Annotated in this window: 28 protein-coding genes and 2 pseudogenes; 18 read left to right on the top strand and 12 right to left on the bottom strand. The window is 71.5% G+C overall.

What is annotated here, in order from left to right:
- Nucleotides 1-46 precede the first annotated feature (46 nt).
- Entirely contained in the window at nucleotides 47-454 is a 408-nt protein-coding gene (locus AB0N03_RS46425; protein ID WP_364386857.1) for a hypothetical protein, read from the bottom strand.
- On the opposite strand from AB0N03_RS46425, the gene AB0N03_RS46420 reads away from it, so the two are divergent.
- Nucleotides 449-922 (top strand): hypothetical protein, encoded by a 474-nt coding sequence (locus tag AB0N03_RS46420; RefSeq protein ID WP_364386855.1) that lies wholly within the window; start codon nucleotides 449-451, stop codon nucleotides 920-922. The genes AB0N03_RS46425 and AB0N03_RS46420 overlap by 6 nt on opposite strands.
- A gap of 359 nt (nucleotides 923-1,281) precedes the next feature.
- Nucleotides 1,282-2,109 carry a methyltransferase domain-containing protein gene (locus AB0N03_RS46415; RefSeq protein ID WP_364386853.1) on the top strand — a complete coding sequence of 276 codons (828 nt, stop codon included), beginning with the start codon at nucleotides 1,282-1,284 and terminating at the stop codon, nucleotides 2,107-2,109.
- 323 nt (nucleotides 2,110-2,432) lie between these two features.
- Here AB0N03_RS46415 and AB0N03_RS46410 read toward each other — a convergent pair whose 3' ends face one another.
- Both AB0N03_RS46410 and AB0N03_RS46405 read right to left on the bottom strand, forming a co-directional pair.
- Nucleotides 2,433-2,765 carry a hypothetical protein gene (locus AB0N03_RS46410; protein ID WP_364386852.1) on the bottom strand — a complete coding sequence of 111 codons (333 nt, stop codon included), beginning with the start codon at nucleotides 2,763-2,765 and terminating at the stop codon, nucleotides 2,433-2,435.
- 48 nt (nucleotides 2,766-2,813) lie between these two features.
- On the bottom strand, nucleotides 2,814-2,942 hold the full coding sequence (locus tag AB0N03_RS46405; protein ID WP_364386850.1) for a hypothetical protein: 129 nt from the start codon (nucleotides 2,940-2,942) through the stop codon (nucleotides 2,814-2,816).
- 214 nt (nucleotides 2,943-3,156) lie between these two features.
- Between AB0N03_RS46405 and AB0N03_RS46400 the strand changes: the two are divergent.
- The 3 genes and pseudogenes from AB0N03_RS46400 to AB0N03_RS46390 all read left to right on the top strand — a co-directional run.
- A pseudogene (locus AB0N03_RS46400) lies at nucleotides 3,157-3,730 on the top strand (radical SAM protein); the annotation flags it as partial.
- Nucleotides 3,731-3,762: 32 nt separating this feature from the next.
- Nucleotides 3,763-4,029 (top strand): hypothetical protein, encoded by a 267-nt coding sequence (locus tag AB0N03_RS46395; RefSeq protein WP_364386899.1) that lies wholly within the window; start codon nucleotides 3,763-3,765, stop codon nucleotides 4,027-4,029.
- A gap of 173 nt (nucleotides 4,030-4,202) precedes the next feature.
- Nucleotides 4,203-4,763, top strand: a complete 561-nt coding sequence (locus AB0N03_RS46390) for a DivIVA domain-containing protein (RefSeq protein WP_364386848.1) — start codon at nucleotides 4,203-4,205, stop codon at nucleotides 4,761-4,763.
- A gap of 1 nt (nucleotide 4,764) precedes the next feature.
- Here AB0N03_RS46390 and AB0N03_RS46385 read toward each other — a convergent pair whose 3' ends face one another.
- The 8 genes from AB0N03_RS46385 to AB0N03_RS46350 form a co-directional block, all read right to left on the bottom strand.
- Nucleotides 4,765-5,202 (bottom strand): hypothetical protein, encoded by a 438-nt coding sequence (locus tag AB0N03_RS46385; protein WP_364386846.1) that lies wholly within the window; start codon nucleotides 5,200-5,202, stop codon nucleotides 4,765-4,767.
- A complete protein-coding gene (locus AB0N03_RS46380; RefSeq protein WP_364386844.1) occupies nucleotides 5,199-5,693 on the bottom strand; it encodes a MarR family transcriptional regulator in 495 nt (164 codons plus the stop codon). The genes AB0N03_RS46385 and AB0N03_RS46380 overlap by 4 nt, the downstream gene beginning before the upstream one ends.
- A 149-nt stretch (nucleotides 5,694-5,842) precedes the next feature.
- Nucleotides 5,843-6,640, bottom strand: coding sequence for an arginine deiminase-related protein (locus AB0N03_RS46375; protein ID WP_364386842.1), 798 nt, complete (start codon nucleotides 6,638-6,640; stop codon nucleotides 5,843-5,845).
- A gap of 86 nt (nucleotides 6,641-6,726) precedes the next feature.
- Nucleotides 6,727-6,873 carry a hypothetical protein gene (locus tag AB0N03_RS46370; protein ID WP_364386840.1) on the bottom strand — a complete coding sequence of 49 codons (147 nt, stop codon included), beginning with the start codon at nucleotides 6,871-6,873 and terminating at the stop codon, nucleotides 6,727-6,729.
- Between the two features lie 90 nt (nucleotides 6,874-6,963).
- Nucleotides 6,964-7,446 (bottom strand): hypothetical protein, encoded by a 483-nt coding sequence (locus tag AB0N03_RS46365; RefSeq protein WP_364386838.1) that lies wholly within the window; start codon nucleotides 7,444-7,446, stop codon nucleotides 6,964-6,966.
- Between the two features lie 301 nt (nucleotides 7,447-7,747).
- On the bottom strand, nucleotides 7,748-9,073 hold the full coding sequence (locus AB0N03_RS46360; RefSeq protein ID WP_364386836.1) for a helix-turn-helix domain-containing protein: 1,326 nt from the start codon (nucleotides 9,071-9,073) through the stop codon (nucleotides 7,748-7,750).
- A 203-nt stretch (nucleotides 9,074-9,276) separates the two neighbouring features.
- The gene (locus AB0N03_RS46355; protein ID WP_364386834.1) at nucleotides 9,277-10,491 is read right to left on the bottom strand and encodes an MFS transporter; all 1,215 of its coding nucleotides are present in this window, start codon (nucleotides 10,489-10,491) and stop codon (nucleotides 9,277-9,279) included.
- A gap of 234 nt (nucleotides 10,492-10,725) precedes the next feature.
- A complete protein-coding gene (locus AB0N03_RS46350; RefSeq protein ID WP_364386832.1) occupies nucleotides 10,726-11,022 on the bottom strand; it encodes an antibiotic biosynthesis monooxygenase in 297 nt (98 codons plus the stop codon).
- A 211-nt stretch (nucleotides 11,023-11,233) separates the two neighbouring features.
- Here AB0N03_RS46350 and AB0N03_RS46345 point away from each other — a divergent pair, with 211 nt between their 5' ends.
- The 13 genes from AB0N03_RS46345 (at nucleotide 11,234) to AB0N03_RS46285 (ending at nucleotide 25,634) form a co-directional block, all read left to right on the top strand.
- The gene (locus AB0N03_RS46345; RefSeq protein ID WP_364386830.1) at nucleotides 11,234-12,619 is read left to right on the top strand and encodes an AlkA N-terminal domain-containing protein; all 1,386 of its coding nucleotides are present in this window, start codon (nucleotides 11,234-11,236) and stop codon (nucleotides 12,617-12,619) included.
- A gap of 22 nt (nucleotides 12,620-12,641) precedes the next feature.
- Nucleotides 12,642-13,472: an isocitrate lyase/phosphoenolpyruvate mutase family protein gene (locus AB0N03_RS46340; RefSeq protein WP_364386828.1), complete on the top strand. Its 831-nt coding sequence runs from the start codon at nucleotides 12,642-12,644 to the stop codon at nucleotides 13,470-13,472.
- 162 nt (nucleotides 13,473-13,634) lie between these two features.
- Nucleotides 13,635-14,810 (top strand): acyl-CoA dehydrogenase family protein, encoded by a 1,176-nt coding sequence (locus AB0N03_RS46335; RefSeq protein ID WP_364386826.1) that lies wholly within the window; start codon nucleotides 13,635-13,637, stop codon nucleotides 14,808-14,810.
- A gap of 36 nt (nucleotides 14,811-14,846) precedes the next feature.
- A complete protein-coding gene (locus tag AB0N03_RS46330; protein ID WP_364386824.1) occupies nucleotides 14,847-16,511 on the top strand; it encodes an ABC transporter substrate-binding protein in 1,665 nt (554 codons plus the stop codon).
- Between the two features lie 59 nt (nucleotides 16,512-16,570).
- Nucleotides 16,571-17,917: a SidA/IucD/PvdA family monooxygenase gene (locus AB0N03_RS46325; protein WP_364386823.1), complete on the top strand. Its 1,347-nt coding sequence runs from the start codon at nucleotides 16,571-16,573 to the stop codon at nucleotides 17,915-17,917.
- Nucleotides 17,914-18,285 (top strand): cupin domain-containing protein, encoded by a 372-nt coding sequence (locus AB0N03_RS46320; RefSeq protein ID WP_364386821.1) that lies wholly within the window; start codon nucleotides 17,914-17,916, stop codon nucleotides 18,283-18,285. The genes AB0N03_RS46325 and AB0N03_RS46320 overlap by 4 nt, the downstream gene beginning before the upstream one ends.
- Nucleotides 18,282-19,820 (top strand): class I tRNA ligase family protein, encoded by a 1,539-nt coding sequence (locus tag AB0N03_RS46315; RefSeq protein WP_364386819.1) that lies wholly within the window; start codon nucleotides 18,282-18,284, stop codon nucleotides 19,818-19,820. Before AB0N03_RS46320 ends, AB0N03_RS46315 begins: the two co-directional genes overlap by 4 nt.
- Nucleotides 19,821-19,906: 86 nt before the next feature.
- A complete protein-coding gene (locus AB0N03_RS46310) occupies nucleotides 19,907-21,022 on the top strand; it encodes an FAD-dependent oxidoreductase (protein WP_364386817.1) in 1,116 nt (371 codons plus the stop codon).
- Nucleotides 21,019-22,317 carry an ATP-grasp domain-containing protein gene (locus AB0N03_RS46305; RefSeq protein WP_364386815.1) on the top strand — a complete coding sequence of 433 codons (1,299 nt, stop codon included), beginning with the start codon at nucleotides 21,019-21,021 and terminating at the stop codon, nucleotides 22,315-22,317. The genes AB0N03_RS46310 and AB0N03_RS46305 overlap by 4 nt, the downstream gene beginning before the upstream one ends.
- Nucleotides 22,314-22,652, top strand: coding sequence for a hypothetical protein (locus AB0N03_RS46300; protein ID WP_364386813.1), 339 nt, complete (start codon nucleotides 22,314-22,316; stop codon nucleotides 22,650-22,652). Before AB0N03_RS46305 ends, AB0N03_RS46300 begins: the two co-directional genes overlap by 4 nt.
- Nucleotides 22,649-23,995 carry an FAD-binding oxidoreductase gene (locus tag AB0N03_RS46295; RefSeq protein ID WP_364386811.1) on the top strand — a complete coding sequence of 449 codons (1,347 nt, stop codon included), beginning with the start codon at nucleotides 22,649-22,651 and terminating at the stop codon, nucleotides 23,993-23,995. Before AB0N03_RS46300 ends, AB0N03_RS46295 begins: the two co-directional genes overlap by 4 nt.
- A 23-nt stretch (nucleotides 23,996-24,018) precedes the next feature.
- Nucleotides 24,019-24,525, top strand: coding sequence for a flavin reductase family protein (locus AB0N03_RS46290; protein ID WP_364386809.1), 507 nt, complete (start codon nucleotides 24,019-24,021; stop codon nucleotides 24,523-24,525).
- A gap of 56 nt (nucleotides 24,526-24,581) precedes the next feature.
- The gene (locus tag AB0N03_RS46285) at nucleotides 24,582-25,634 is read left to right on the top strand and encodes a radical SAM protein (RefSeq protein ID WP_364386807.1); all 1,053 of its coding nucleotides are present in this window, start codon (nucleotides 24,582-24,584) and stop codon (nucleotides 25,632-25,634) included.
- Nucleotides 25,635-25,751: 117 nt separating this feature from the next.
- Here the strand turns inward: AB0N03_RS46285 and AB0N03_RS46280 are convergent.
- A pseudogene (locus AB0N03_RS46280) lies at nucleotides 25,752-26,015 on the bottom strand (hypothetical protein); the annotation flags it as partial.

The raw sequence follows: 26,015 nt of genomic DNA, 5'->3' as shown, positions 1-26,015 counted from the left end.
CGGAGTTTCGTCCACTCGGCGGCCAGCAGACCGCGGCCGGACGGGCTCATCGGGCGTCCTCTCGGGGGTCTTGGGTGCGGTACTGCAGTTCCGGGGCGGTGATGCGCCGGACGACGTCCTCGAGCGAGGGCGCGCGCAGGGTCAGTTCGAGCAGCGAAATGCCGTGTGCGGCAGCGATCGCGGCGGTGTCGCCGGGGGCGAGAGCGATGACCGCGAGGCGGTTGCCGGGTTCGGCGGTGACAGTGGCCCCGCGCGCGGTGAGCAACGACGCGAGGGGTGTGTCCGCCGCGGCGCAGACCAGGTCGGCCATGGGCGAGTCCGACAGCAGCCGTCCTCGGCCGAGGATCAGGACGTGGTCGGCCGTCAGCTGCAGTTCGCTGATCAGGTGACTGGAGATCGGCACCGTGCGGCCTTCCGCGGCCAGCGACCGGAGCAGGCCACGGATCCAGTGCACACCGTCGGGATCGAGACCATTGACGGGTTCGTCGAAAACGAGGGATGGACGGCATCGAGGCGACCCGCCGGATCACGGGGTCTGCTCCCGCCGGGGGACCACCCGCACTGCTTCAGCGAGCGCAAGTTCCGGCGGCTGTTCACCGACACCGCCGACGTCGTGTTCGCCTTCCACGGTTATCCCCGGGCCGTGCACCAGCTGCTGCACGGCCGCCCCGGCCCCGGCCGCTTCCACGTCCGCGGGTACACCGAGCGGGGCAGCACCACGACGCCGTTCGACATGGTCGTGCTCAACCGGATGAGCCGCTACCACCTCGTCCTCGATGCACTGCGCAGGTCGCGCCGGGTGCCCGAAGGCGGGGCGGCGCTGGCGGAGCACTGCGACACCATGCTCGCCCGCCACCACGGCTACATCCGCGAACACTTCGAGGACATGCCGGAAGTCCGCGATTGGACCTGGGCCGGCTGACCGGCGGCACGACACCCGTGCGCGGCTCCCCGCCCACCGCCTCGGTGAGCGCCTGCCCGGCGAGGACTGGCGAGGCTCGCCGTGCGGCCCCGCGAGACCGTCGGCGGGATCCAGTCCGAGGATGGCGAGCAGCGTCGCACAGTCGCGGCGTTGTCCGCCGAGCCGCGACGACCGGGGTGGTGCGGGCCCTTGCCGAGCGACCGCACCAGCTCGCTGCCCGACAGCTCCGGGAACTCCACGCCAGGCCCTGGAAGGGACGGTTCCCGGCGGAGAACGTCGTGGTGCCGGTGAGCGCGGTCCCATCGCGCGGACCCGTCCTGGCGCTGGCCTCGGGACGGTTGTGGTGGCAAGGTACCGCTATGGCTGCACCCGAGGGGATCGCCGGCGTGTTCGACCGGGCCGCCGACACCTACGACGATGTCGGCGTGCCGTGGTTCCGGCCGATCGCCGCGGGGCTGGTCGAGGAACTGGCTGTGCAGCCGGGTGAGCGGGTGCTCGACGTCGGCTGCGGGCGTGGGGCGCTGCTCGCTCCACTGGCCGGTGCCGCCGGGCCGACGGGGCGGGTGCTCGGCGTCGATCTCGCGCCGCGGATGGTGAGCCGCACGGCGGAGGACTTCCGCGACGTTCCGCAGGTCGAGGTGCGGGTCGCCGACGCCGCCGCGCCCGGCCTGCCCTTGTCGTCGTTCGACGTCGTCGGGTCGTCGCTGGTGCTGTTCTTCCTGCCCGACCCCGCCGCCGCGGTCCGCTCGTGGGCGGACCTGCTGGTGGCCGGGGGCCGGATGGGCGTGACGACCTTCGGGCCCCAGGACGAGCGGTGGCGAAAGGTCGACGCCGTCTTCACGCCGTACCTTCCGCCGGAGATGCTGGACGCGCGGACAAGCGGCAGTCGCGGACCGTTCGCGTCCGACGAAGGCGTTGAGAGGTTGCTCCGCGAGGGCGGCCTGGTCGAGGTGCGCACGGCGCACCGAGTGGTCGAGGCGGTCTTCCGCGACGCTGAGCACCTGGTGGCGTTCTCCTGGTCGCACGGACAGCGCGCGATGTGGGAAGCGGTGCCGGTGCACGAGCACCCCGCACTGCGGCAGCAGCTGCTCGAGCTCGCCGGCGGGTTCGGCGACGAGTCGGGCCGGTTCTCGTTCACCCAGCACGTCCGGCACACGCTGGGGCACCGCGCCCCTGAAGGGTCTTAACCCGGTGGCAGGCTGACCAAGGCCACGGTTGAACACGTTGGCGTGCGCCGGTGAACACAGCGTCGCGGCCGGAGTGGGACGCCCCGTTCATCGGGTCAGTTACCTGTTTGGCCCCTCACCTGCTTGCCTTGCGTGTTGGCGAGTCCCGTCCCGGCGAAGGTCGAGCGGGACGGTTGTGTCACCGCAGGGGTGCGTTGCCCGGCTTGGGCGTCTCGGTCGGCGAGGGCATGGCGGACATCAGCACTCCGGCTCCGACCGGCGCGTGGTGCCGTCTGCGGTGTCCAGCGCTGCCCAGGTCCGGCGCAACTGGGCAACGAGGCCGGCTATCCGGTCGTTTCGGTCTGGGAGATGCCGAGCATTTCCTTGATCGCCTCGTCGGTCACTCGGGTGAAGTCGGTCTGCGCTGCGGCAACTTGGGCCCGGGCGGTGTCTATGCTGTTGTGGTCGCCGGTTTGCTCGGCTGTCCACAGTGCAGCCTGGGCGGCCGAAAGCCGTTGGGCGGCCGCGTCCTGGCCCGCGAGCAGCGTCTTGCCTCGAGTGTGGGCGACGAGGCGCTCCGTGGAGCTGACCGCGATCTCCTCCGCCGGCGCCCGCTGTTCAGCTTCGGCGGCCGCTGACGGCCGCTCTTCGGGAACTCCTCCGGCCGAGTCGACCACACTTCCTTTCTGCCGGTCCCGCGCTCCGTGTCGTTCGTGGCCGGGTGCTCAGGCTCCGAGGCGGCTGTAGATGCGGCTGGCCAGCGACGCGGCCAGCTGACTCACCGCGGCCAGCGGGTTGAGCTGCGCGAAGTGCCCAAGCAGCTCCGCCGCCGCGTACGCTTCGGCCTCCGACAACACAGCCGCGCATCGCTCACGCCGGCCCCGCTCCAGTAACCGCGTCAAGGCCTCCGCGTACTCGCCCAGGTCACGCACTCCGACCAGCCCGTACCGCTTTGATCCTCGTCAAAGGGCATTGCCCAGAAGAGGACCGTCGGTGTGACGGAGGACACAGAAGCAGCTTCGTGTCTCCTGACCTGCTCGGATGCGAAGTCGGTGAAGTTTGTAAAGAGTAGGGATGGGTGAACCTTTAGCGAACTTTGTCCGAGTTGTGAAGGCTGTCCGTCGGATCACGGACCCCGCTCCGGGCGGGCTGGGGATCGGGCAGCGTTCGGTGACGGTGTCGACGGTGGGTCTGGCGCCGGCGATCCGGAAGCTGGCCGACGAGAAAGATGCAGGTCCGCCTCGCGGTGTCGCTGCACACGCCGGACGACGAGCTGCGCGACACGCTGGTGCCGGTGAACGAGCGGTGGTCGGTGGACGAGGTGCTGTCGGCGGCTCGGTACTGCGCCGACACTTCCGGGCGGCGGGTGTCCATCGAGTACGCGCTGATCCGGGACATCAACGACCAGTCGTGGCGAGCCGAGCTGCTGGCGAAGCGGCTGCGGAAGCACCTGGGGCAGCTGGTCCACGTCAACGTCATCCCGCTGAATCCCACCCCGGGCTCGAAGTGGGACGCGTCGCCGAAGCCGGTGGAGCGGGAGTTCGTGCGGCTGGTCAACGCGGGCGGAGTAGCGTGCACGGTGCGCGATACGCGCGGCCAGGAGATCGCCGCGGCTTGTGGTCAGCTCGCCGCCGAAGGCTGAGTTTTCGCTTCTATGATGGAGAAATCGTCGTGATGTATGCCCCCAGCCTGTTGGACCCGGCTGCGGAGGAGCTTCGGCTCGCGGACTTCACCGGCGCGACGGACGTCGCCCGTGAGGCGCGGACGCTGCTCGGTGAGCGGTTCAGCTCGGTGACGTTCATGTACGTGTTGATGCGTGCCTTCGAGGTCGAGTACACGGCGGCGTGTGATGCTTCGCGGTGGCACGAGTTCCACGGCGGGCCGCGTGCGTTGTCGGACGCCGACCTGGAGACGCTGCTGGCTCCTTGGCTGGACCGCTGACCCCGAGTCGCCCGGAGAAACTGCGCTTGCACCACATCGGGTGAACTTCCTTCGTCGGATCGGTGCCGAAACGAGCGGTCGCCGTCGGCGATGATCCACCGAAAGTGCACCCTGGGTTGCGTCCTGCGCGCTCTCGGATTGCCGGTCATCCGGCTGTTGCCGACACTCGGTGCATGGACAACATGGTTTCCGAGGCCGACACAGTGCCGGAGTCCGACGTCCGGTTCCCGGTCGTCCTGCGGGGGTACGACCGGCGGCAGGTGGACGAGTACGTGCGGGTCGCGGAAAAGCGGGTGGACCGGCACGAGAAGGCGCGCCGGACGCTGGAGCGCCGGCTGGCCAAGGCTCAGGTCCCCGCGCCTCGCGCCGCCGAGGCCGATCCGGCCAGTGGTCTGGGCAAGCGGATCGAGAAGATTCTCGAGCTCACCAAATCGGAGGCCGAGGAGATCAAGCAGCAGGCCCGCAAAGAGAGCGCGGACCTGCTGACGGCCGCGGAGAAGACGGTTGCCGACGCGGAAAGCGCCCGTGGGGAAACCGAACGCGCGGCGCAGCGGGAAGCGCGGCTCATCGTCTCCCGGGCGGAAGAGGAAGCCGCCGCCATCCGGACGACGCACCAGGCGGTGCTCGCCCAGCTGGGCCTGATCGCCGAGGTCATCGATGAGCTGCGTGAGCGATTCGGTGGCGAAGCGGAGGCGGAGAGCCCGGCTGAGACGCCTGTGCCCGCCACCGAGTGAGCTACCGGAGAGCCGCCAGCTCCGCGTTGGCGCGCTCGGTGACCAAGGCCAGGACGCGGCCGGCGGCGGCCAGGTCCTCGGCGGGAATCCCCTGCCAGATGCGGGCGGAGCTGGGTGCGACCTCCGCGCCGACGGTGGCGAGCAGCTCGTGCGCCGCGTCCGTGGGGCGAACGTGCGTGCCGTCCGTCACGAGCAGCTGCCGGGCGAGCAACTCGTCGAGAGCCGTGCGGATGTCGGCCGGATCGGCCTTGAGGGAGTCCTGGACCTGGGTGACGACGTCGTCCGGCGTCCGCGGGACGTCGGCGATGGCGGCGCGCAGGGCGATCTGGTGCTGGAAGGTGAGGCCGCGGCGGGCCAGGAAGTGCTCCAAGACGCTGCGGGCGGCGTAGTGGGCCAGGCCGAGCGCGCGGGCGTCGGCGACGGGTGCGGTGGTGGTCATGGCGTTCTCCCGTGGGCGTTGTCGTCGTTCGGTGCGGAGGCCAAGAGAGGCACGTCGAGCAGGGTCGTCAGCTCGTCGGTGAAGGCGCGCGTGCGGGGGGTGCCGACGCCGCCGAACGGCTCCAGCAGCTGCTGAAGCAGTTCCTGGACCACCGCGATGGCCCGCCGCGTGACCGCCTGCCCCTCCTCGGTGAGGGCGAGCTGGACGGCGCGCGGGTCGCGGGGATCGCGGGTGCGCTCGATCAGGCCGGCCGACTCCAGGGTGCGCGCCAGCTTCGAGACGTAGAGGGCCTCCAGGCCGGTGTGGTCGGCGAGCCGGCGCTGACTGGGCCGCTCGCCGGCGCGCTGGAGGCCGTACAGCGACGCGACCAGTACGTACTGCGCGTGGGTGAGGCCCAGCGGAGCCATCGCGCGATCGACCGCGACGCGCCACTTGGTGGCCAGCCGCCACACCAGGTAACCGGGGGTGGGACCCCGTGAACCTTCGCTCATGAAAATAGAGTACATGGACTCTATAGCCATGGCTACTATCTCGTGGGTGCTAACGAGACGGCGGTCGCCCACCTGCGGGAGGCGAAACGAACAATGCGGACGAACCGGAGTGCGCCTGGCGAGAGACAGCCCCCGCCAGGCACCGCGCGTCAGGCCGGGTTGTCCAGTGTCAACGCCGTGCAGCGGATTCCGCCGCCGCCCTTGCGGAGCTCCGTCGTGTCCAGCTCCGTCACCGTCAGCCCCAGCGACCTCAGGTCCGCCGCCAGCCGCGGGGCTCCCGACGTCATCGTCACCGTCCGGCCGTCGCTGATCAGGTTCAGCGCGAACGCCGCCGCCTCGGCGGGCGACACCTCGATCAGCTCCGTGCCCAGCCCCCGCAGGGTGCGCAGGCTCGGTCCGTCCAACGCCCGCGGGTTGTAGGCCAGGACCGAAGGAGCGATCACCGCCACCGCCAGGTCCAGGTCGTACCACCGGGAACTCGTCGTGCGGAGCGGGACGATCTCGGCGTCCAGGTGCCGCGCGAGAGTGCGGAACGCCCGGATGTCCGTGCGCTGCCCGTGCGCGGCCAGCAGCAGCGGCCCGCACGCCAAGGCGTCACCCTGGCCGCTGAACGCGTACCGCGTCGAAGCCACCTCGAACTCGTGGGATTCCAGCCAGGCCCGGTGGTGCGGGGTTTCCGGTGCCCGCTCGGGAGGCAGCGTCGCCAGCACCGCACGGTTTCCCCGGACCACCGCCGCGTTGGCGGTGTAGGTCATGTCGGGACAGGACGGGTCCGCGTCGACGAACTCGATCTTGCGGCCCGCCGCCAGGTGCGCTTCCACGATGTTCTCGTGTTCGGTGATGGCGGCGTCGACGTCGGGCTGGACGCCGACGTGCATGTACGGGTTGATTTCGTAGTCGATGCGGAAATACCGCGGGGAACACATCAGGAGCCGTTGGTGGGTCATGGGTCACTCGTTTCGTAGGCGGGCGGTCCGGGCTGGGGGACAACCCCGCCCGGGAGGCGCGCGGCCGGCGAAGCGAGCGAGCCGCGTCAGCCCAGGCCGCGCAAGCGGAACAGCTCGATCGTCATGAGGTAGTCCGGCCGCGAGCGGGCCGCGTCGATGCGCTGCGCGACCGTTGTGGCCGACGGGGCCGGACGCAGGGCCGAACTCACCGCACGCACCAGTTTGGCGATCATTTCTTTTCCCTTTCTTCGAAGGAACCGGGGGAAACCCAGGGTGCCGGGGCGCGTGGTCGCGGGTCTGGCCGGATTCGGACAGCTTGCCGGTCATCGGGTCGCGTTCAGGAAGCCGATGACGACGGCGCCCCACCAGCACAGCTGCGAAACCGCGGTGGTGAGCCCGCCCTGGACGAGCAGGCGGGCGGGGACCGGGTCCTCGAGGAGGGTCATCCGGTGGCCCAGCACCGTCGCGCGCACGCCGTTGACGGCGAGCACGCCGACGAGGCACAGCTTCACGACGGTGGCCGTGGAACCGAGGTCGGGGGAGAGCAACGCGCCGCTCGCGACCAGGCCCGTCAACCCGCCCCAGACCAGCAGGTGCAGCCGGGAAGCGCTGTGGACGGCTTCGGCGAACGACGCGCGCCCGAGCGCCCACAGGGCGAAGAGGTAGTCCGCGACCAGGACCGCGCCGAAGCCGACCACGAGCGAAGCCAGGTGCGCGAACAACGCGACGTCGTGCCACGCCGGGTTCGGCCGGACCCGCGTCGACAGCCAGATCGCACCGGCGAGCAGCATGATCGAAGCAGACATGGCGTAATAGGCCGCGTAGCGTCGGTGAACACCGGGCCCCGGCGGACGCGGGGTGGGCGGGATCCGTACCGGGATGCCGTTGTCGAGCATGACCTGTTCCTTCCGGGAAATCCGTGGGGGAACGGGTTCCGCCGGAACGACCGGTGCGTCCGACCTGCCTGCGTCAGCGAAAAACCCGTGCTGTGCTGATTACAGGCCATCGCGGACTTGGCTGGGAGCGTTGTCCGCAAAGGACAATCAATCCCGGGCGGCCGTGGAGAAGACAAGGGGACGGCGGCTCCGTTGCCGGACCGTCCCGGTGCTAGGCGGACACGGGCCCGGCGAGGGCCGAGAGATCGTGTCCGCGGGGCTCGACGGTGCTGAGCACGAAGTCGCGCACCGGCGGGGACACCCCGTGGCCGTCGAGGTACGGGTCGGCGTGGGTCAGCAGACCGGCGTCGGCGATCTCCTCGACGAGCTCGTCCAGCGCCGCCGACACCGCGTCGAGCCCGCCGGGCGGGGTCCGCGCCAGCCGTTCCAGCAGCTCCCGCGCGGGCGGGCTGAGCGTGCGGTAGGCGGACTCCAGGGAGTCGCGCAGGGAAAGGTCCCCGACGCTCAGCCAGTCCACGGTGTTGCCGTTCAGGCGCCACTCTTCGACGACCCGCCGCAGCGTCAGCCGTGGCCGCGAGGCGATCTTGCGCAGCGCCAGGTCGAGCGCGAGCGGCAGGTCGCCGCACAGCTCGGCGAGGCGGTCGCAGTCGCGGCCGGCGGAGACGGCGACGTGCGGCAGCGCCGCGGTGATCATCGCGATCGAGTCGCCGCGCGGCAGCGGGGTCAGCTGCAGCCGGTGGACGTCGCGCAGGCCCAGCAGCCGTTTGCGGCTGACCAGCAGCGTCGTGCTCGTGGTGGTCTCGGCGAGCAGCGGGCGCACCTGCTGCTCGTCCTGGACGTTGTCGAGCACGACCACGAGCCGGCGTTCGGCCAGCAGCGTGCGGTACAGCCCGGCCCGGTGGTCGAAGGTGCCCGACAGCTGGTCGTCGTCGACGCCGAGCGCGCGCAGGAACCCGTCGAGGACGTCGGCGGTCGCGGGTGCGGGTGGCGCGCCGCCGCCGTGGCGCAGGCCGCCGAGGTCGGCGTAGAGCTGCCCGTCGGTCTGCTCCGGCGCGATCGCGTGCGCGTAGTGCAGCGCGAGGTCGCTCTTCCCTACGCCGGCCGGGCCGCTGAGCACCAGCGGGGTGTCGCGCGGGGACCGCAGCCAGGCCAGCTCGGCCGTCCGGCCGGTAAAGCCCCGGGGTCGCTGCGGTAGCTGCGCCGGGTGTGGTGGGTTCCCGCGCCGCTGGAACAGCGTCGGTCTTCTCTTGCGCCCCCCGAACGGAGGCTGCGTATAGCCGCTCGTCGCGACGTGCCAGTGCCGGCGCCACGCCTCGTCGTCGCCGCCACACGCGGCGACGAACGCGAGCGTCACCTGCAGCGACGGCATCCGGTTGCCGCTCGCCGCGCTGGAGAGCACCGACGACGAGAACATCGCCGACCGGGCCATTTCCCGGTAGGTCGGGTTGCCGGCCCGCGCGCGCAGTTCCCGCAATTCCCGAGCGAACTGGGTGGCGATGCCACCGGAGGTGTTTACGGGCTTTTCTGGTCTGCCCATGTTAATCCCCTTCCCCTCACTCACTCAGCGTCGCTCTTCGCGGCCGGTGTCTCTTCCGCTGTCTGGCTGTCTTGTTAGCCCGTTCGTGCATTGCTCTGACTCTTCGTGGATCATTTCCGGTGCTTTCTTACGTCTTTCCGGTGAATTGTGGCAACGCTCGACGGCCGCCCGCGCGCAGCGGACGGCCGTCGGGATTCCGGGTTTCAGGGGGTGGCGGGGCGGGCCGTCATGCCGAGCAGGGCGCACAGCGCGGCCACCAGGCCGAGCACGCCGCACACCCACCAGACGCCGTTGCCGAGCGCCACCCACGCGGCGACGCCGAACAGCGGGCCGAGCGCCATGCCCAGGCCGAAAGTCGCCTGGTGGGCGCTGATGTAGCGGGCCTTGACGGCGGTGGGGAACGTCGACGGGTAGGCGAACATCGTCGGCCCGTTGATCATGATCCCGAAGACGAACACGACCGTGCACGCGACGAGCGCGACCGCCGAGCCGCCGCTGAGGCCGAACCCGGCGACGCCGAGGCCCATCAGCACGGTCCCGGCTGTGGCGGCGACGTGCCCCGGCCAGCGCGTGACGTACGAGGTGATCTTCAGCTCGCACAGGATCAGCACGGCCGACGCGGTCACGAGCACGACGCTGTAGAGACCGGCGGAATGGCCCTCGGCGGTGATCTTCAACGGCAGCGAAACCGTGTACTGGACGTAGATGACGGACCCGATCAGCACCGAGGCCAGGAAGAACCAGAACCGCCCGTCGCGCAGCAGGATCCCGTACGCGGCCCGGGTTCCGCTCGCGGCCGGTTCCGACGCCTCGCGCCCGACCCGGCGGTCGGGCAGCAGCCGGAGAGCCAGCACCGCGTAGAGCAGCGCCGTCGCCGCGTCGAACCACAGCAGGAGGTTCCAGTCGAGCAGGATCAGCCCCGCCGCGATCAGCGGGCTGAGCGCCGCGCCGAGGTTGAGGGCGATCCGCATCATCGAGAAGCCCATGACGCGGTCGGCGCCGGGCATCAGCTCGCTGAGCAGGACGGCGGCCGCGGGCCGGTAGCTCTGGGTCGCGAGCCCCGCGAGCAGCATCGCGGCCATCAGCGCGGCGATGAGCCCGGGGCGCCCGAAGAACGGGACGAGCGCGAGGATCACGGCCGAACCCGACATCGCGGCGGTGATCGTGGCGCGCGGGCCGATCCGGTGGACGAGCTCGCCGCCGACGAGCCCGCCGAGGACCGAGCCGATGCTGTAGGCGGCGAGGACGAGGCCGGCCTGCCCCGCGGAGAAGCCGCGGAAGACCAGGTACAGCACCATGAACGTCTGGACGAACGCGCCGAGCTGGTTGACGAACACGCCGCCGAGCAGGTAGCGGACGGGCGTGGGCGTCCGGCGCAGGACGGCCAGTACGCCGGCGGGTCTTTCGGTGGTGGTCACGGCCGAGCCTCCAGGTGGCTTGCGAAGGGGTGCCGCACCGCGATCGGTGGTGCCGGCTTCCTCATTGCAGCGGCCTGGCCGGTTGACCGGCAGAGTTGTTTCCGCCGGAAAATCAATTCCGGGGTGACGTGGGCTACGCGGATTATCGGAGCGTGACGCCATTGTCGCGGAATTCGACTTACCCGCGCCCGGCCGGACGCGGCGATTGCTGCATCCGGCCGGTAAGCGGGGAAATCAGAGCCCGACGACCAGTTCGTGGTCGATTTCGACGAACTCGGTGATCAGGCCGGCGAACCGGCCGGCGATCAGTTCCTTGTAGACGGCCGAGCCGGTGTGCGCGTCGTAGGCGGCCTGGTCGGCGAAGTGCTCGACGAACAGCAGGAAGTCCGGCTTGGCGGGGTCGCGGTAGACGCGGAAGGACAGGGTGCCGTCCTCCTGCCCGGGGCCGAGCGGCGCGAACTCGTGCACGAGCCGCTCGGCCTCGGCCTGCTTGCCCGGCTTGAGGGGGATCGGGAACACCTTCGCCAGCATGGGAAAACCTCTCGTAGTGCGGTGCTTGGTCCGGCGACCACTCTGCCGAGCGTGCGCGGTCGCGTCCGGCCAGATCCGGACACGTCTCTGTTGATTCGGGGCTTCGCCACCCGGACCCCCACAGGGAAGTCTTCTTCCGGGGTGCGCACCTGTCGCGGTCGTGTCCGGATCTGGCTAGCGCGGCCCCCGCCCGATCGCCTACACCTGGGACATGACGACTTTTTCGGCCGTGGTCACGACCGGCATCTACTGTCGTCCCGGGTGCGGGGCGAAGCCGCTCGCCGAGAACGTGAAGACGTTCGAGCTGGCTGCCGAGGCCGAGGCGGCCGGGTTCCGGGCGTGCCTGCGCTGCCGCCCCTACCGCGTCGCCGGCCCGGTCGGCGCGGACGCGCCGGAGCTCGTCTGCCGCGCGGTGCAGCTGATCATCGCCGGGGCGCTGGACACCGGCACTGAGGCGGCGCTCGGGCAGCGGCTGGCGGTGTCGCCGCGGCACCTGCGCCGGCTCTTCCACGACCACCTCGGCGTGACGCCGGACCAGCTCGCCCGGTCGCGGCGCGCGCACTTCGCGCGCCGCCTGCTCGACGACTCCGACCTGACCGTCGCGGACGTGGCGTTCGCCGCCGGGTTCGGCAGCCTGCGCCAGTTCAACCGGGACATGAAGCTGGTCTTCCGCGCGTCCCCGGTCGAGCTGCGCAACCGGCGCCGGCGCACCGACCGGCTCGCCGCGGACGGCGGCCTGATGATGCGGCTGCCGTTCGCGCCACCCTTGCACTGGGAGGCGCTCGGCACGTTCCTGGCCGAGCACGCGGTCCCCGGCGTCGAGTCGGTGCGCGACGGCGTCTACCGGCGGACGATCAGCCTCGACGGCGAGGCGGGCGTCATCGAGCTGAGCCGCGGGAGCGAGGACCACCTGCTGCTGACCGCGCACATACCGTTCTGGGAGGGCCTGATCCACGTCGTCGACCGCGTCGGGCGGATGGTCGGCGTCGACGCCGACACCGCGCCCGCCGAGGCCGCCCTCGCCGAAGACCCGGTCCTGGGGCCGCTCCTGCGGAAGCGGCCCGGCCTGCGGGTGCCGGGCGCCTGGGGTTTCTTCGAGGTCGCGGTGGAAGCCGTGCTGAGCCAGTACAGCGTCCGCGCGCGGGTGCGCCGGCAGCTGGGTGCGCTGGTCGAAGCGGCGGGCCAGCGCGTACCGGGCCTCGAGCACGGCCTGACGCACCTCTTCCCGTCGGCCGAGACCTTGGCCCAGGCGGACCTGGAGGGAGCCCGGCTGCCCGCGACGACCGCGCGGACGTTGCGCGGGCTCGCCACCGCGGTGGCCGAGGACGAGACCCTGCTCGACCCGGGGGCGAGCCTGGCCGACTGCACCGCCGCGCTGACGGCGTTGCCCGGCATCGAGCGCAGCACCGCCCAGGAGATCGCGCTGCGGCTGGGGCACGCCGACGCCTTCCCGGCCACCGAGCGCACGCTCGAGACGATCCTGCTCGAGCACGACGTCTCCGCCGACGCCGGCCGGCTGGCCGCCGCCTGGCACCCGTGGCGTGCCTTCGCCGCGACCCACCTGATCGCCGCCGGCTCACCGACGCCGGCCGCTTGACCACCCAGAAGGAGAACAACGGATGTCCACCAACCGGCGCGAGCTCGCCGAACGGCTGCGCGCCCTGCACACCGACCGCACGCTGGTGCTGCCGAACGCCTGGGACGCCGCCAGCGCGGCCCTCATCGCGCGGGCCGGTGCCCCGGCGATCGCCACCACCAGCGGCGGGGTCGCCTGGTCCGCCGGACGGCCCGACGGGCACGGCCTCACGCGCGAGGAGATGGCGGAGCTGGTCACGCGGATCGTGCGCGTCGTCGACGTCCCGGTGACCGCCGACATCGAGGGCGGCTACGGGCCGTCCGAGGACGACGTCGCGGCCACCGTCCGCGCGATCGTCGAGGCCGGCGCGGCCGGGATCAACCTGGAGGACTCGACCGCCCCCGGCGGCCCGCTCTTCGACGTCCCGGCGCAGGTCGGGCGGGTCCGCGCGGCTCGGGACGCGGCGACGGCGGCCGGCCTGCCCGAGCTGTGGATCAACATCCGCACCGACGTCTACCTCTTCGGCATCGGCGAACCCGAAGGCCGCCTGGACGACGTCCTGACGCGGGCGGGCGCGTACGCCGCCGCGGGCGCGGACAGCCTCTTCGTGCCGGGCCTGATCGACCTCGAGACGCTCCGAGTCCTCGTCAAGGAGAGCCCGCTGCCGGTGAACGTGATGGTGTGGCCGGGCGCGCCGACGGTGGCGGAGCTGGAAGCGGTCGGCGTCCGCCGGATCAGCGTCGGCACGGCGATCGCGCAGGGCGCCTACGCCGTCGCCCAGCGCGCGGCGGTGGAACTGCTGGAGCAGGGCACCTACACCGCTTTGGAGGGCGGACTGGACTTCGGCGCCGTCAACAGCGCCGTGACCGCCTGATCCTTCCCCCGGGCAGGGCAGCGATGGAAGTCCGTCGCTGCCCTGTCTACTTCCTTTTTGCACCCCGTTGATTTTCCTTGGTGGCCAACCGTTTCCATCAATTAAAGCGCTGGCTTCAATCACTTCCACGACCGAGAAGAAGACCTCGAGGGAAGTGATGTGATGACCGTAGTCGAGCCGCCGGCCGTCCGGCCGCCCGAGACCGCCTCGGAGATCCTCGCCCGGGCGCAGGCCCTGGCCCCGGTGCTGCGGGACCGCGCCGAAGAGATCGAACGGGCCCGGCGGCTGCCCGCGGATGTAGTGGATCTCCTGCGCGGCACCGGAGTGTTCCGGATGGGGTTCTCCCGCGCTCACGGCGGTCCCGAGCTGACCTCGATCGAGCAGACCGAGGTGATCGAGGCCCTGGCCCACGGCGACGCCGGGGCCGGGTGGTGCGCGATGATCGGGTCGGACACCGGTCTCTACGCGTCGTTCCTGGACCACGCCGTCGCCGAAGAGATGTTCCCCAGCCTGGACATGGCGACCGCGGGGCTGCTCTTTCCGAACGGCCGCGCGGAAATCGTCCCCGGCGGCTACCGCTTGACCGGCCGTTGGCAGTTCGGCAGCGGTGTCACGCACGCCGACTGGGTCGTCTCCGGAGCGTTCCTGTACCGCGACGGTGAGCCCGCGCACGACTCGATCCTGCTCATGGTGCCAAAGGCCGACGTCGAGGTCGTCGACACCTGGCACACCACCGGCCTGGCGGGCAGCGGCAGCTGCGACTACACGATCACCGACGTGTTCGTGCCCGCCGAGCACACGCTCACCTTCGCCGACGTCCGCGGGGGTTCGGGTCCGCTGGCCCAGCCCGAGGTGCACATGCGGAACATGCCGGGCGTCGCGCTCGGCGTCGCCCGCGCCGCGCTCGACCACGCCACGGACGCTGCCGTCTCCGCGGGCCGGGAGGACGACTACCGCACGCAGACCACCCTGGCCGACTGCGAAGGCGACTTCGCGGCGGCTCGCGAAGGTGTGTACGGCGCTTTGCGGCGCCAGCACGAGGTCCTGTCCGCGGGCGGTTCCCTCGACGACCTGACCCCGCGCGAGCGGGCCGCGCTGCCGCTGTCACGGCGGCACGCGTTCCGCACCGCCCGCTCGATCGTCACCCGCCTCTACGACCTCGTGCAGACCACCGCGATCTACCGGCCGTCGCCGCTGGACCGCTGGCTGCGCGACACCACCACGATGTGCCAGCACATCGTGGCGCAGGACCGGATCCTGCAGACCGCCGGCGCCCACCTCCTCGGTGGCCGCCCCGCGTTCCCGCTGGCCCTCGGCATCACCTCCGGCCGGCGCTGACTCCGCCTCAGCTCACCCCACAGAAGGAAGACACCCATGCGAAAGCTCCGGGCCGCCGTGTGCGCGGCCGCCGTGCTGGCCGTGACGCTCAGCGCGTGCAGCACCCCGGGCGGCACCACCGCCGCTCCCTCGCCGGACGGTGCCGCCGCGCCCGCCGCGGCGAACATCGACCGCGACGCGGTGATCAGCTACAGCGAGACCGAGCCGGCCGACCCGCTCGTGCCGGGCAACACCACCGAGGTCGGCGGCATCAGCGTGCTGGGCACGCTCTTCCGCGGCCTCATCGAGTACGACGCCAAGACGGCCGCCCCGCACAACGCCGTCGCGGACTCGGTCACCACCACCGACTCCAAGCTGTGGACGATCAAGCTCAAGGACGGCTGGACGTTCCACGACGGCACGCCGGTGACCGCCAAGAGCTTCGTCGACGCGTGGAACTACACCGCGTATTCCCCGAACCTGATGGCCGGCGCCAGCTACTTCTCGCACGTCGTGGGCTTCGCCCAGGTCGACAACGCGACCGCGGACGGCAAGCAGCCGGCGACCCTGCCGGCGGCGAAGGAGCTCTCGGGCCTGAAGGTCGTCGACGACAAGACGTTCACCGTCACCCTCGACGCGCCGTTCTCGGAGTTCGGCGTCCAGCTCGGGTACGCGGCGTTCTTCCCGATGCCGGCGAGCTTCTTCGCCGACCGCAAGGCGTTCGAGGCACACCCGATCGGCAACGGGCCGTTCGAGTTCGAGTCGTACACGCCGGGCAAGGACCTCGTCGTCAAGCGGTTCGACGGCTTCGCCGGTGCGCAGAAGCCGAACGTCGGCGGCATCGACTTCCGCTTCTACACCGACCTCGACCAGGCCTACGCCGACGTCATCGCGAACAAGCTCGACTTCCTCTCCTTCACGCCGTGGACGTCCACCCAGGGCGGCAAGATCAAGAAGGACCTGCCCGACGACCGGCGCAAGACCTACACCTACCTCGGCTACCAGGCGATCGCGTTCCCCCTGTTCGACAAGCGCTACGCCAGCCCGCAGTTCCGCCAGGCGATCTCCATGGGCATCGACCGGAAGGCGCTCATCCAGCAGGTGTTCAACGGCGCCCGCACGCCGGCCGACGGCCTGGTCGCCCCGAACGTCCAGGGCCACCTCGACAACCAGTGCGGCGAGCTGTGCACCTACCAGCCGCAGAAGGCCAAGCAGCTGTTCGACGCGTCGGGCTTCCAGGGTGACATCGAGCTGACGTCCAACATCGACTCCGGCAACCAGGAGTGGATGGAGGTCATCTGCCGCCAGATCCAGGCGTCGCTCGGCCGCGCCTGCAAGTTCACCCCGCAGACGACGCTCGGCGACTTCCGCTCGAAGCTCAACGACCGGTCCGTCACGGGCATCTACCGCTCGGCGTGGGTCGCGGACTACCCGTCGATCGAGAACTTCCTCAACCCGCTGTTCCGCACCGGGGCCGCCTCCAACGTCGGCCAGTACTCGAACGCGAAGGTCGACGCCCTGCTCCAGCAGGCCGACGCCGCGCCTTCGCAGCAGCAGGGCCAGGCGCTCTACCAGCAGGCCGAAAAGCTCGTCCTGCAGGACATGCCGACCGTCCCGATCTGGTGGCAGTCCGGCACCGCGGCCTGGGCGTCCCGGCTGCACAACGTCCAGCCGACCCAGTTCCGCGAGCTCGACCTGTTCAGCGTCACCGTCAGCAAGTAGCTCCCTGCGGCGCGCCGCGACCCGGCGCGCCGCAGGTCGATCCGGAAAGCAGTGATGACATGACCGTCCACGAAGTGGATGTCCTGATGATCGGGGCCGGCCCGGCGAACCTGGCGCTGGCCGTGGCCCTCGAGGAGTGCGGGCGGGCCGGCGTGGCCCGCTCCGCGATGATCCTCGAACAGCACGAAGACGTGAAGTGGCAGCGCAACCTGATGCTGCCGTGGGCGCGCAGCCAGGTGTCGTACGTGAAGGACCTGGTGACCCTGCGCAACCCGCGCAGCCGCTTCTCCTTCCTCAACTTCATGCACGAGCGCGGCGAGCTCGACGAGTTCGTCAACCTCGGCACGTTCAACCCGTTCCGCTGGCAGATCTCGGCGTACTTGCAGTGGGTGGCCGATTCGCTGGAGCAGGTCCGGGTGCGCTACAACGCCCGCGCCCAGCGGGTCCTGCCGATCCACTCGGAGTCGGGCCAGGTGCTCGGCTTCACCGTCCCGCTGTCCGACGGCGACACGATCCTCTGCCGCGACCTGGTCGTCGGCGGCGGCCGCGACGCCCACGTGCCGGACGTCTTCCGCGGGCTGCCGGCCGAGCGCGTCGTGCACAGCACCCAGTTCAGCACCCGGGTCGGTTCGACGGTCCGGCTGGCCCGCCCGGGCAAGCCGCTGCGGCCGGTCGTCGTCGGCGGCGCGCAGAGCGCGGCCGAGATGTTCATGGCCCTGCACCAGGAAGCGCCCGGTTCGTCTCCGACGCTGCTGCTGCGCTCGATCGCCCTCAAGGACTACCAGACCAGCAAGTTCGTCAACGAGCTGTTCTTCCCGTCCTTCGTGGACGAGTTCTTCACCATGTCCGACGAGGCGCGGGCGAAGGTGCTCGCGGAGATGCACCTGACCAACTACGGCGGCCTGGCCGCGCCGTTCCTCGAAGAGCTCTACACGATGCTCTACAAGCAGAAGATGCTCGGCGAGCCCGTTTCGACGATCCGCGGCTCCACCGACGTCGTCGGCTCCCGGACGGAACCCCGGCCGGGCGGCGGCGAGGAGGTCGTGCTCGACGTCCGCGACCTCAAGCACGACACGGTCGAGCAGGTCCGCTGCGACGCGGTGTTCCTCGGCACGGGCTTCGACCCGCGGATGCCGTCGATGGTCCGCGGCCTGGCCGACGCGATCGGCCTGAACGGGATCTCCGTCGACCGCCGCTACCGCGCCGACCTCGGCGCCGGTGCCTTCGGCGCCCTGTACCTGCAGGGCGTCAACGAGGCGACGCACGGCATCTCGGACTCGCTGATCAGCGTGCTGGCCCAGCGGTCGGCCGAGATCGCCGGGGACATCGTCGAACGCCGCGTCGCGGGCAAGGGCCCCGACGAGGACCTCCGCCGCTCCGACGAGTCAGTGGGGGTGGGGGTGTGATCGACCTCCGCCGGCTCGACCGCGACCACTTGGAGCGCGCGTACGGGCTCGACTCGCAGCGGCTGCTGCCCTGGCCGGAGCTCAACGCGCCGTTCGAGGGCGCCTGGTGCGTCCTGCGCCCGGGCACCACCTCCACCCCGCACTCCCACCACGAGTACGAGATCTTCATCGCCGTCTCGGGCACCGCGACGCTGGTCGTGGACGACGAGCCGCACCCGTTCTCCGCCGGCGACGTCGTCCGGCTGCCGCCGGGTTCGACGCACTGCGTCACCAACCAGGGGGACGAGGACTTCGAGTACTACGGCGTCTGGTGGGACCCCGAGATGGCCGCGCTGTTCACGGCTCGCCACGAAGCGAGCGTGTCATGAGCGCCCGGACCGTCGTCATCTCGCCCGCCCCGACGGCGAACGGGGACCTGCACCTGGGGCACATCGCCGGCCCGTTCCTGGCCGCGGACGTGCATACCCGCTACGCGCGGTCGCAGGGCCGGGAAGTGTTGCTGGGCACGGGGTTCCAGGACACCTCGACGTTCGTGGTGACGACGGCGCACCGGCGCGGCGTCACCCCGGCGGAGCTGGTCGCCACGTCGGCCGCGCAGATTTCCGCCAGCCTCGAGGCCATGGGCATCGGCGTCGACGGCTACACCGGCGACGACGACCGGTTCACCAAGTGGGTCGTCGACTTCGTCGGCCGGCTGTACTCGGCGGGCAAGCTGGAACTGCGCACGATGAAGTTCCCGTACTCGTCGCGGTCGGGTGAGTTCCTCGTGGACGGCTTCGCGTCCGGCAGCTGCCCGGAGTGCCTCGCCGAGGGCTGCGCGGGGCTCTGCGAGAGCTGCGGGCAGCTGGTCGCCGCGGGGGACCTGCTGGACGTCCGGTCCACTTTGGACCCGTCGGACCCGGTGGTGCTGCGCGAAGCCGACGTGCTCGTGCTGCCGGTCGAGCGGTACCGGGCGCGGCTGCAGGCGCATTTCGCGGCGCACGCCTCGGGAATGCGGCCGCACATGGCGCAGGCGATGGCCACCATGCTGTCGAAGCCGTTGCCGGACTTCCCGGTGACGTACCCGATCTCGTGGGGCATCGAGGTGCCTTTCCCGGAGGTCGCCGGGCAGCGCGTCAACCCCAACGCCGAGCCGATGGCGTGGAGCATGCACTGTTCCGCGCTGTCCGCGGAGAAGCGTTCGGGCTCGGTGTCTTCGGAAGACGCGTTGTGGCTGGCCGGCGCGGATTCGGAGATCGTGTACTTCCTCGGGTTCGACAACATCTACCCGTTCGCGATCGCCGGCCCGGCGATGCTCTTGGCGCTGGACGGCCGCTACGACCTGCCGACGCGGTACCTCACCAACGAGTTCTACGAGCTGGACCACCGGAAGTTCTCCACCAGCCGCGGGCACGTGGTGGGGAGCCGGGAGCTGGCCGCCGAGGTGCCGCGGGACCTGATCCGGTTCCACCTGGCCGCGACGAGTCCCGAGCACCAGCGGACCAGCTTCAGCCGGGACGGGCTGGCGCGGGTGACTTCGTCGCGGCTCGTTTCGCCGTGGAACCGCGTGGCCGACAAGGTCAACCGGTGGGTCGGCCTCGGCCCGCTGCCGGTGTCGTCGCGGTCACGGCGCGCGGCTTCGCTGATGGCTTCGCGGTTCGCGGAGTCGTACGAGCTGGCCGGGTTCAGCCTGAACCGCGCGGCGGAGACGATCGCGGAGCAGCTGGCCCGCCTGGACGGCCGCGCGGTGACGGGCGCGAACGCGGGCGACTTCTGCTTCGAGGTCGACCGGCTGCTGCGCGGGGCGGCGCCGATCCTGGTGGATCTGGCATCGCAGGTGCTCGGCGAGGACGCGGGGGTGGACGCGGAGTCGTTCACGCCGGCGGCACTGCCGCGGCTGAGGGAAGCGGAGGCCGGCAGATGAGCGCCGCCACCCGGCAAGAAATCGCGGCGTCAGGCCCGGCCTCGTCACTTCCACGTGAAAGCTATGCCCCAGATGGTCGCTTTCACGTGAAAGCAACGCCTCCCCGGGCCCGGCGCGGCAGGCTGCGCGTCGTCGTGGTCGGTGGGGGCATCACCGGACTTCTCACCGCCATCCGGTGCGTCCTCGCCGGGCACCGCGTCGTCCTCCTCGAACGCGGGCCCGTGCCGCACCCCGGGGCGACCTCCTTCGACCAGCACCGCGCGCTGCGGGCCCTCGTCGTCGGGGATCGGGCGGCCACCCGCCGGGCCGCCGAGCTGCACCGCCGGTGGCGGGAGCTCGACGCCCTCCTGTGCGACCACCTGCCGGGTGCCGGGCTCTACCGGCGCGTCGGGGTGCTGCAGGCCCTGCCGCCCGGGCTCGTGCCGGCGGCCGTCGCCACCGCGTCGGCCGCCGGCGTGCCCCTCCGGATCGTGCACCCGTCCGCCTACCCGCTCATCGGGTTCCCGCGGGGCAGCGGCGCCGTGTTCGAGCCGCACGCCGGGACGCTGCTCGCCGACCGGGTGCTGCACGCCGCCGCGCGCTGGCTGCGCCACCACCCGGACGCCGAGCTGCGGCCGGGCCGGGAGGCCGTCGAGGTCGACCCGGACCGGGCGAAGGTCCGCTTAGCCGACGGCACGGCCGTGACCGGTGACGTCGTCCTCGTCGCCGCCGGGCCCTGGACCGGGGCGCTGCTCGACCGGCCGGTCGAGCTGCACCGGCAGACGATGGTCTACCTGCGTCCGCCCGCCGCGCTCGCCCACGCCTGGGCGGCGACGCCCACCGCGGGCGGCCTCGGCGCCGACGGGCGGGCGTGGCTGCTGCCCTCGGTGGCGGGCACGCTGCTCAAGGTGAGCACCGACGCCGTCCGGCGCGAGGTGACCACCCTCTCCGGCCCCGACGACGATGCGGGCTGGGCGGCCCGCGTCCTGTCCGCCGGTGTCGTGTCCGATGTGGACGGTTATGCCGTCGTGCGCGTCAAGCACTGCCACTACGCCACCTCCGAGGGCGGCGACACCGGCTTCGTCCGCATCGGGCCCGCCGCCTGGGCCCGCCCGGCCAGCGGCCCCGACGGCTTTCGCACGGCTCCGCCGGCCGCCGACGCCGTTGTCGCCGAGCTCGCCGGCCAGGCCCTCGTCCCCTCGATCCGAAAGGACTTTCGATGACCCCGAACCCGGGCGCGCTGCTCGTCATCGGCAGCGGCCTCAAGCTCTACCGCGAGTACCTCGTCCGTTCCGTCGCCCGCCGCGCCCGCGAAAACGGCCTGCGGCTGGTGCTGATCAACAACCTCAAGCCGACCTGGCAGAACGAGTACTTCGACGACATCACCGTGGTCAACGTCTTCGACCACGCCCTGCTCGCCGAGACCGCCCGTGAGCTGGCGAACCGCTACACGGTGGCCGGCGTGCTCTGCTGGGACGAGCCGCTGGTCATGCCCGCGGCCGAGCTGGCCGACGAGTTCGGCGTGCCCGGCCTGAGCATCCCCGGCGTGCACGGCTGCCGCGACAAGCACAGCTGCCGCGTCCGACTCACCGCCGCCGGCCTGCCCCAGCCCGGCTTCCACCTGGCCATCGACCTCGGCGACGCCCGCGCGGCCGTCGCCCGCATCGGCTTCCCGGTGGTCGTCAAGCCCCGCGCGCTCGGCGCCAGCATGGGTGTTTCCCTCGCCCGGGACGCGGGGGAGTTCGACGCCGCCTACCGCGTCGCCCACGAGGCCAGCCTCGTCGGCGACGAGCCCTACCGCGGCGGCGCCCTCATCGAAGGCTTCGCCGACGGCCCGGAGATCAGCGTGGACGGCGCCGTCCACAAGGGCGAGTACCTGCCGATGTTCGTCGCCCGCAAGAGCACCGGGATGCCGCCGTTCTTCGAGGAGACCGGCCACCTCGTCGACGCGGGCGACCCGCTGCTGCGCGACGAAGAACTGCTGCGCGTCCTGGCCGACGCCCACCGCGTGCTCGGCATCGAGGACGGCATCACCCACACCGAGGTGCGGCTGACCGCCCGCGGCCCGGTGATCATCGAGGTCAACGGCCGGCTCGGCGGCGACCTCATCCCGCTCCTCGGCAAGACGGCCACCGGCATCGACCCGGGCAGCGTGCTGTTCGACGTCGCCACCGGCCAGCGCCCCGACGTCACCCCGACGCGGTCCGGGGTCGCCGGCATCCGGTTCGGCTACCCGGACCACGACTGCGTCGTGCACTCGGTCGAGGTGCCGTGGGACGCCCCGGGGCTGGTCATGGCCTCGCCCATGGTCGAGCCGGGCACCACGCTGCGGCTGCCGCCGGGCGGCTACATCGCGCGTCACTCGTTCGTCGCGTGCGAGGCGGACGACGCCGCGACGTGCCGGCAGCGGCTGGCGCACGCGACCTCGCTGGTCGAGGTGGACTCGGTCGAGATCGAGCCGCCGCCGGCCGGCACGACGCTGGCGATGCCGGCCGGGCTCCTGGACGTGGACGAATGAGCATCCACTACGACGGCCGCCGGTTCCACGCGCTGGGCGGCGGCGACGGCACGTACGCGGAGTACCGCCAGCAGGGCGACCTGGTGTGGGCCGAATTCGAAGGCGGGCACGTCCGGCGCGGCACGGTGACCGGCACCTGCGACGCCGCCGGCGTCCTGCGGCTGGCCTACACGATGGTCCTGGCGAGCGGCGAGGTGATCGCCGGGCACAGCACCACCACCCCGCAGTGGCACGGCGGCACCCTCGTGCTGCGCGAGGTCTGGGAGCGCTACGGCGAGCACGCGGCCACCGGCGTCTCCTTCCTCGAAGAAGTTCACGTGGCGGTGGCGTCGTGACCGCGTGGGACGGGCTGCGCGGCCTGGGCGAGCTCCGGTTCCCCGGCGACCCCGGCTTCGCGGCCGTGGCGCCGGTGAACCGGCGGTTCGCCGCCGCCCGGCCCGCGGCGGTGCTCTCGGTCGCCGACGCGGGCGACGTCGCCCGGGCCGTCGAGTGGGCCCGGGCGGAGTCGGTGCCCGTGGCGGTCCGCGGCGGCGGGCACAGCTACGCGGGCCACTCGGCGGGCCCGGGCCTGGTGCTCGACCTCGAGCGGCTGTCCGGGATCCGCGTCGACCGCGGCACCGGGCTGGTCACCGTCGGCGGCGGGACGCCGATGAAGGCGCTCTACGCGGGGTTGCGGCCGTGGGACCTGACGTTCCCGCTCGGCAACTCCGACACCGTCGGCATCGGCGGCCTGACCCTCGGCGGCGGCGTCACGACGATCTCCCGCGCGCACGGCCTCACGTGCGACGCGCTCGTGTCGACCGACGTCGTGCTCGCTTCCGGCGAGGTCGTCACGGCGTCGGACGCGGAACATCCGGACCTGTTCTGGGCCTGCCGCGGCGGCGGGGGCGGCAACTTCGGCGTGAACACGAGCTTCACGTTCCAGGCGCGCCCGGCCCCGGCCGGCTCGACCTGCGTTGTGCTCTGGGCGCGGCCGCACGCGGTCGAGGTCCTCGCCGCGATGCAGGAGATCATGCTCGGCGCGCCGGAGGAGTTCTCCGCGCGGATCGGTATCGCGCGTTCGGTGGGAGACGACGGCGTCGTCTCCGTGGTGGGCCACCACCTCGGCCCGGCTTCGGAACTGCGTGAGCTGCTGGCGCCGGCCTTCGCCGTCGCGGCTCCCGACCGGGTCGACATCGAAGACCGGGACTTCTGGGCCGCGGCCTCCTTCCTGCACCACTCGAGCGAGGGTGGGGCCTTCGCCGTCCGCACGCGGTGCACCCCGCACGCGTTCGCGGACGCCGGACTGGAGGCGCTCGTCCGGGCCGTCGAGAAGTGGCCCGGCAACGGTAACCCCGACGGCGCCGGGGCCGCGTTGTTCGCGTGGGGCGGGGCGATCGGCCGCGTCCCGGTGACCGGCACCGCGTTCCCGCACCGGGACACGAGGTTCCTGCTGAGCCTGGACACGTCGTGGACCGAGCAGGACGCGCCGGACGTCGTGCGAGCGAACCTGGACTGGCTGCACGCGCTGCACGCCGAGACGGGCGAGTTCGCGCCGGACGCGTCGTACGTCAACTTCACCGATCCGGACCTCGAGGACTGGCGCGGCGCCTACTACGGCCCGAACGCCGCCCGCCTCGCCGAGGTCAAGCGCCGGTACGACCCGGACCGGTTCTTCTCGCACCCGCAGGGGTTGTGATGGCTCCCGATCTCCGTGGTGCGATGCGCACCTTCGCGACCGGCGTGTGCGTCGCCACGACGTACCGCGACACCCCCGGCGGCCGGCGGCACGACGCCGTGACCGTCAACTCCCTGGGGTCGATCTCCCTCGACCCGCCCCTGGTTTCGCTGTCCTTCCGCAAGGAGTCGGCGTTCCTGGCGGATCTGGTGGAAACCGGCCGCTGGGTGGTGTCGATCCTCCCGGCGGACGCGCGCGATGTTGCTCGCCGGTTCGCCGGCCCGCGTGCGTCGCGCGTTTCCGAAATCGCTGTGTTGGAGGCGAAGCCGGGGGAGCGGACCGGGGCGCTCGTGCTGGCCGGCGCGAGCTGGCTGGAGTGCGCCGTGGCCGAGAAGTTCGACCTGGGCGACCACACGCTGGTGGTCGGCGAGGTACTGGCCACGGGCCACGACCGCCACGCGCCGGCGCTGGTGTTCGTCCACGGCGGCTACCACGCCGTCACCGACCCGCGCCACGTTTCCGGGCCGGGACAGTGGGGCGAAGCGCTCTGACGGTCGTGTCCGAATCTGGCTAGCCCGGCCTCCGCGAGGTCGGGCATGCTCGGCCGGTGAGCGAAGACGAGATGCGCTGGAGCGGCCAGCGCACGGACCGGATCGACGAGGGAACGCTGCCGGGACTGGCCCGGCTGACGGGGTTCGTGCGCAGCGTCCGGACCCCGGAGTTCCGCGACGTGACGTTCCACGAGGTGCTCACGAAGAGCGCGTTGAACCACGTCCCGGCGGACGCGCGCATGTTGCCGGGCGAGTACACGATCAACCCGTATCGAGGGTGTACGCACGCGTGCCAGTACTGCTTCGCGCGTCCGACGCACACGCGTCTCGGCCTCGATGCCGGCGGCGACTTCGACAACGAGATCATCGTCAAGACGAACATCGTGGAGGTGCTGCGCACCGAGCTGGCCCGCAAGCGCAAGCTCCCGCCGAGGGTGGCGTTCGGTACGAACACGGACGTGTACCAGCGCGCGGAGGGCCGGTACGAGCTGATGCCGGGCATCATCGACGCGCTGGCGGGACACCGGGTGCCGTTCTCGATCCTGACGAAGGGACCGCTGATCCGCCGCGATCTTCCCCGGTTGGCGCGCGCTTCACGGGCCGCCACGGTCCACTTGGGTGTGTCGCTGTCGATGCTGGACGAGCAGTTGCAGCAGTCGGTGGAGTTCGGCACGGCAACGACCACGGCCCGCTTGGCAACGGTCCGCGCGATCCGCGACGCGGGGCTCGAGTGCACGGTGTTCCTGTCGCCGATCCTGCCGTTCCTGTCGGATTCGGTCACGCAGCTGGATTCTTTGGTGGCGGCGGTGGCGTCCGCCGGGGCGACGGATGTGCTGTACCACCCGCTGTACCTGACTTCCGGCGTCAAGGACGTGTTCTTCGCGTGGCTGCGTCGGGAGTATCCGTCGTTGGTGGCGGAGTACACGCGGTTGTATTCGTCGGGCTCGGAGACTCCGTACCGGCACGAAATCGGGGAACGGATCCGGCCGTTGATCGCGAAGTACGGGTTTCCGGAGCCGGACAAGACGATCGAGGACAAGTTCGCGTTGAACGGCCGGCGGGGGCAGCAGCCTCCTCCGGAGGAGCCGGCCCAGGCAACGCTGTTCTGACTCGCACCGGTCGCTCGGCTGGTGGCGGGCGTCTCGAGGTGATGATCGTTCTGCCGGCTTTGAACGTGGGTGCAGGCCCGGAGCCGGTGGCTGCGGGCCTTTCCCACGTGCGGTTGTCTACGCCGCGAACGGCAACGGTTGGTGCAGGTTGTTGCGCCTGGGTTTTCGGCGTTTGTCCAGGAACACTGGTGGCAGGAATTCGGGGAGGCCGTCGGCGGCGATGCGGACTTGCCAGCCGGAGCGGTGCAGGAGCCGGTGGTGGTGGGCGCACATCAGCACCATGTTGCCTAGGGCCTGTATCGAAGTCGCCTCGAGCAGGTTGAGCTGGAGTTGGTGTTGCTGGGCGTGTCGGTGCTCGACATAGGTGAGGTCTCCGGTAGT

This window comes from Amycolatopsis sp. NPDC051061 (assembly GCF_040682935.1).
Classification (GTDB): domain Bacteria; phylum Actinomycetota; class Actinomycetes; order Mycobacteriales; family Pseudonocardiaceae; genus Amycolatopsis.
Note: the sequence above shows the minus strand (reverse complement) of the source record. Positions and strands in the feature narration are given on the sequence as shown.

What these genes read in the sequence shown, in the direction of transcription:
- AB0N03_RS46385 (WP_364386846.1), bottom strand. Translation starts at nt 5,202, where the DNA reads ATGACCACCACCGCACCCGTCGCCGACGCCCGCGCGCTCGGCCTGGCC.
- AB0N03_RS46340 (WP_364386828.1), top strand. Translation starts at nt 12,642, where the DNA reads ATGTCCACCAACCGGCGCGAGCTCGCCGAACGGCTGCGCGCCCTGCAC.
- AB0N03_RS46330 (WP_364386824.1), top strand. Translation starts at nt 14,847, where the DNA reads ATGCGAAAGCTCCGGGCCGCCGTGTGCGCGGCCGCCGTGCTGGCCGTG.
- AB0N03_RS46375 (WP_364386842.1), bottom strand. Translation starts at nt 6,640, where the DNA reads ATGACCCACCAACGGCTCCTGATGTGTTCCCCGCGGTATTTCCGCATC.
- AB0N03_RS46380 (WP_364386844.1), bottom strand. Translation starts at nt 5,693, where the DNA reads ATGAGCGAAGGTTCACGGGGTCCCACCCCCGGTTACCTGGTGTGGCGG.
- AB0N03_RS46415 (WP_364386853.1), top strand. Translation starts at nt 1,282, where the DNA reads ATGGCTGCACCCGAGGGGATCGCCGGCGTGTTCGACCGGGCCGCCGAC.
- AB0N03_RS46370 (WP_364386840.1), bottom strand. Translation starts at nt 6,873, where the DNA reads ATGATCGCCAAACTGGTGCGTGCGGTGAGTTCGGCCCTGCGTCCGGCC.
- AB0N03_RS46305 (WP_364386815.1), top strand. Translation starts at nt 21,019, where the DNA reads ATGACCCCGAACCCGGGCGCGCTGCTCGTCATCGGCAGCGGCCTCAAG.
- AB0N03_RS46350 (WP_364386832.1), bottom strand. Translation starts at nt 11,022, where the DNA reads ATGCTGGCGAAGGTGTTCCCGATCCCCCTCAAGCCGGGCAAGCAGGCC.
- AB0N03_RS46315 (WP_364386819.1), top strand. Translation starts at nt 18,282, where the DNA reads ATGAGCGCCCGGACCGTCGTCATCTCGCCCGCCCCGACGGCGAACGGG.
- AB0N03_RS46365 (WP_364386838.1), bottom strand. Translation starts at nt 7,446, where the DNA reads ATGTCTGCTTCGATCATGCTGCTCGCCGGTGCGATCTGGCTGTCGACG.
- AB0N03_RS46345 (WP_364386830.1), top strand. Translation starts at nt 11,234, where the DNA reads ATGACGACTTTTTCGGCCGTGGTCACGACCGGCATCTACTGTCGTCCC.
- AB0N03_RS46395 (WP_364386899.1), top strand. Translation starts at nt 3,763, where the DNA reads ATGTATGCCCCCAGCCTGTTGGACCCGGCTGCGGAGGAGCTTCGGCTC.
- AB0N03_RS46300 (WP_364386813.1), top strand. Translation starts at nt 22,314, where the DNA reads ATGAGCATCCACTACGACGGCCGCCGGTTCCACGCGCTGGGCGGCGGC.
- AB0N03_RS46290 (WP_364386809.1), top strand. Translation starts at nt 24,019, where the DNA reads ATGCGCACCTTCGCGACCGGCGTGTGCGTCGCCACGACGTACCGCGAC.
- AB0N03_RS46360 (WP_364386836.1), bottom strand. Translation starts at nt 9,073, where the DNA reads ATGGGCAGACCAGAAAAGCCCGTAAACACCTCCGGTGGCATCGCCACC.
- AB0N03_RS46335 (WP_364386826.1), top strand. Translation starts at nt 13,635, where the DNA reads ATGACCGTAGTCGAGCCGCCGGCCGTCCGGCCGCCCGAGACCGCCTCG.
- AB0N03_RS46390 (WP_364386848.1), top strand. Translation starts at nt 4,203, where the DNA reads ATGGACAACATGGTTTCCGAGGCCGACACAGTGCCGGAGTCCGACGTC.
- AB0N03_RS46325 (WP_364386823.1), top strand. Translation starts at nt 16,571, where the DNA reads ATGACCGTCCACGAAGTGGATGTCCTGATGATCGGGGCCGGCCCGGCG.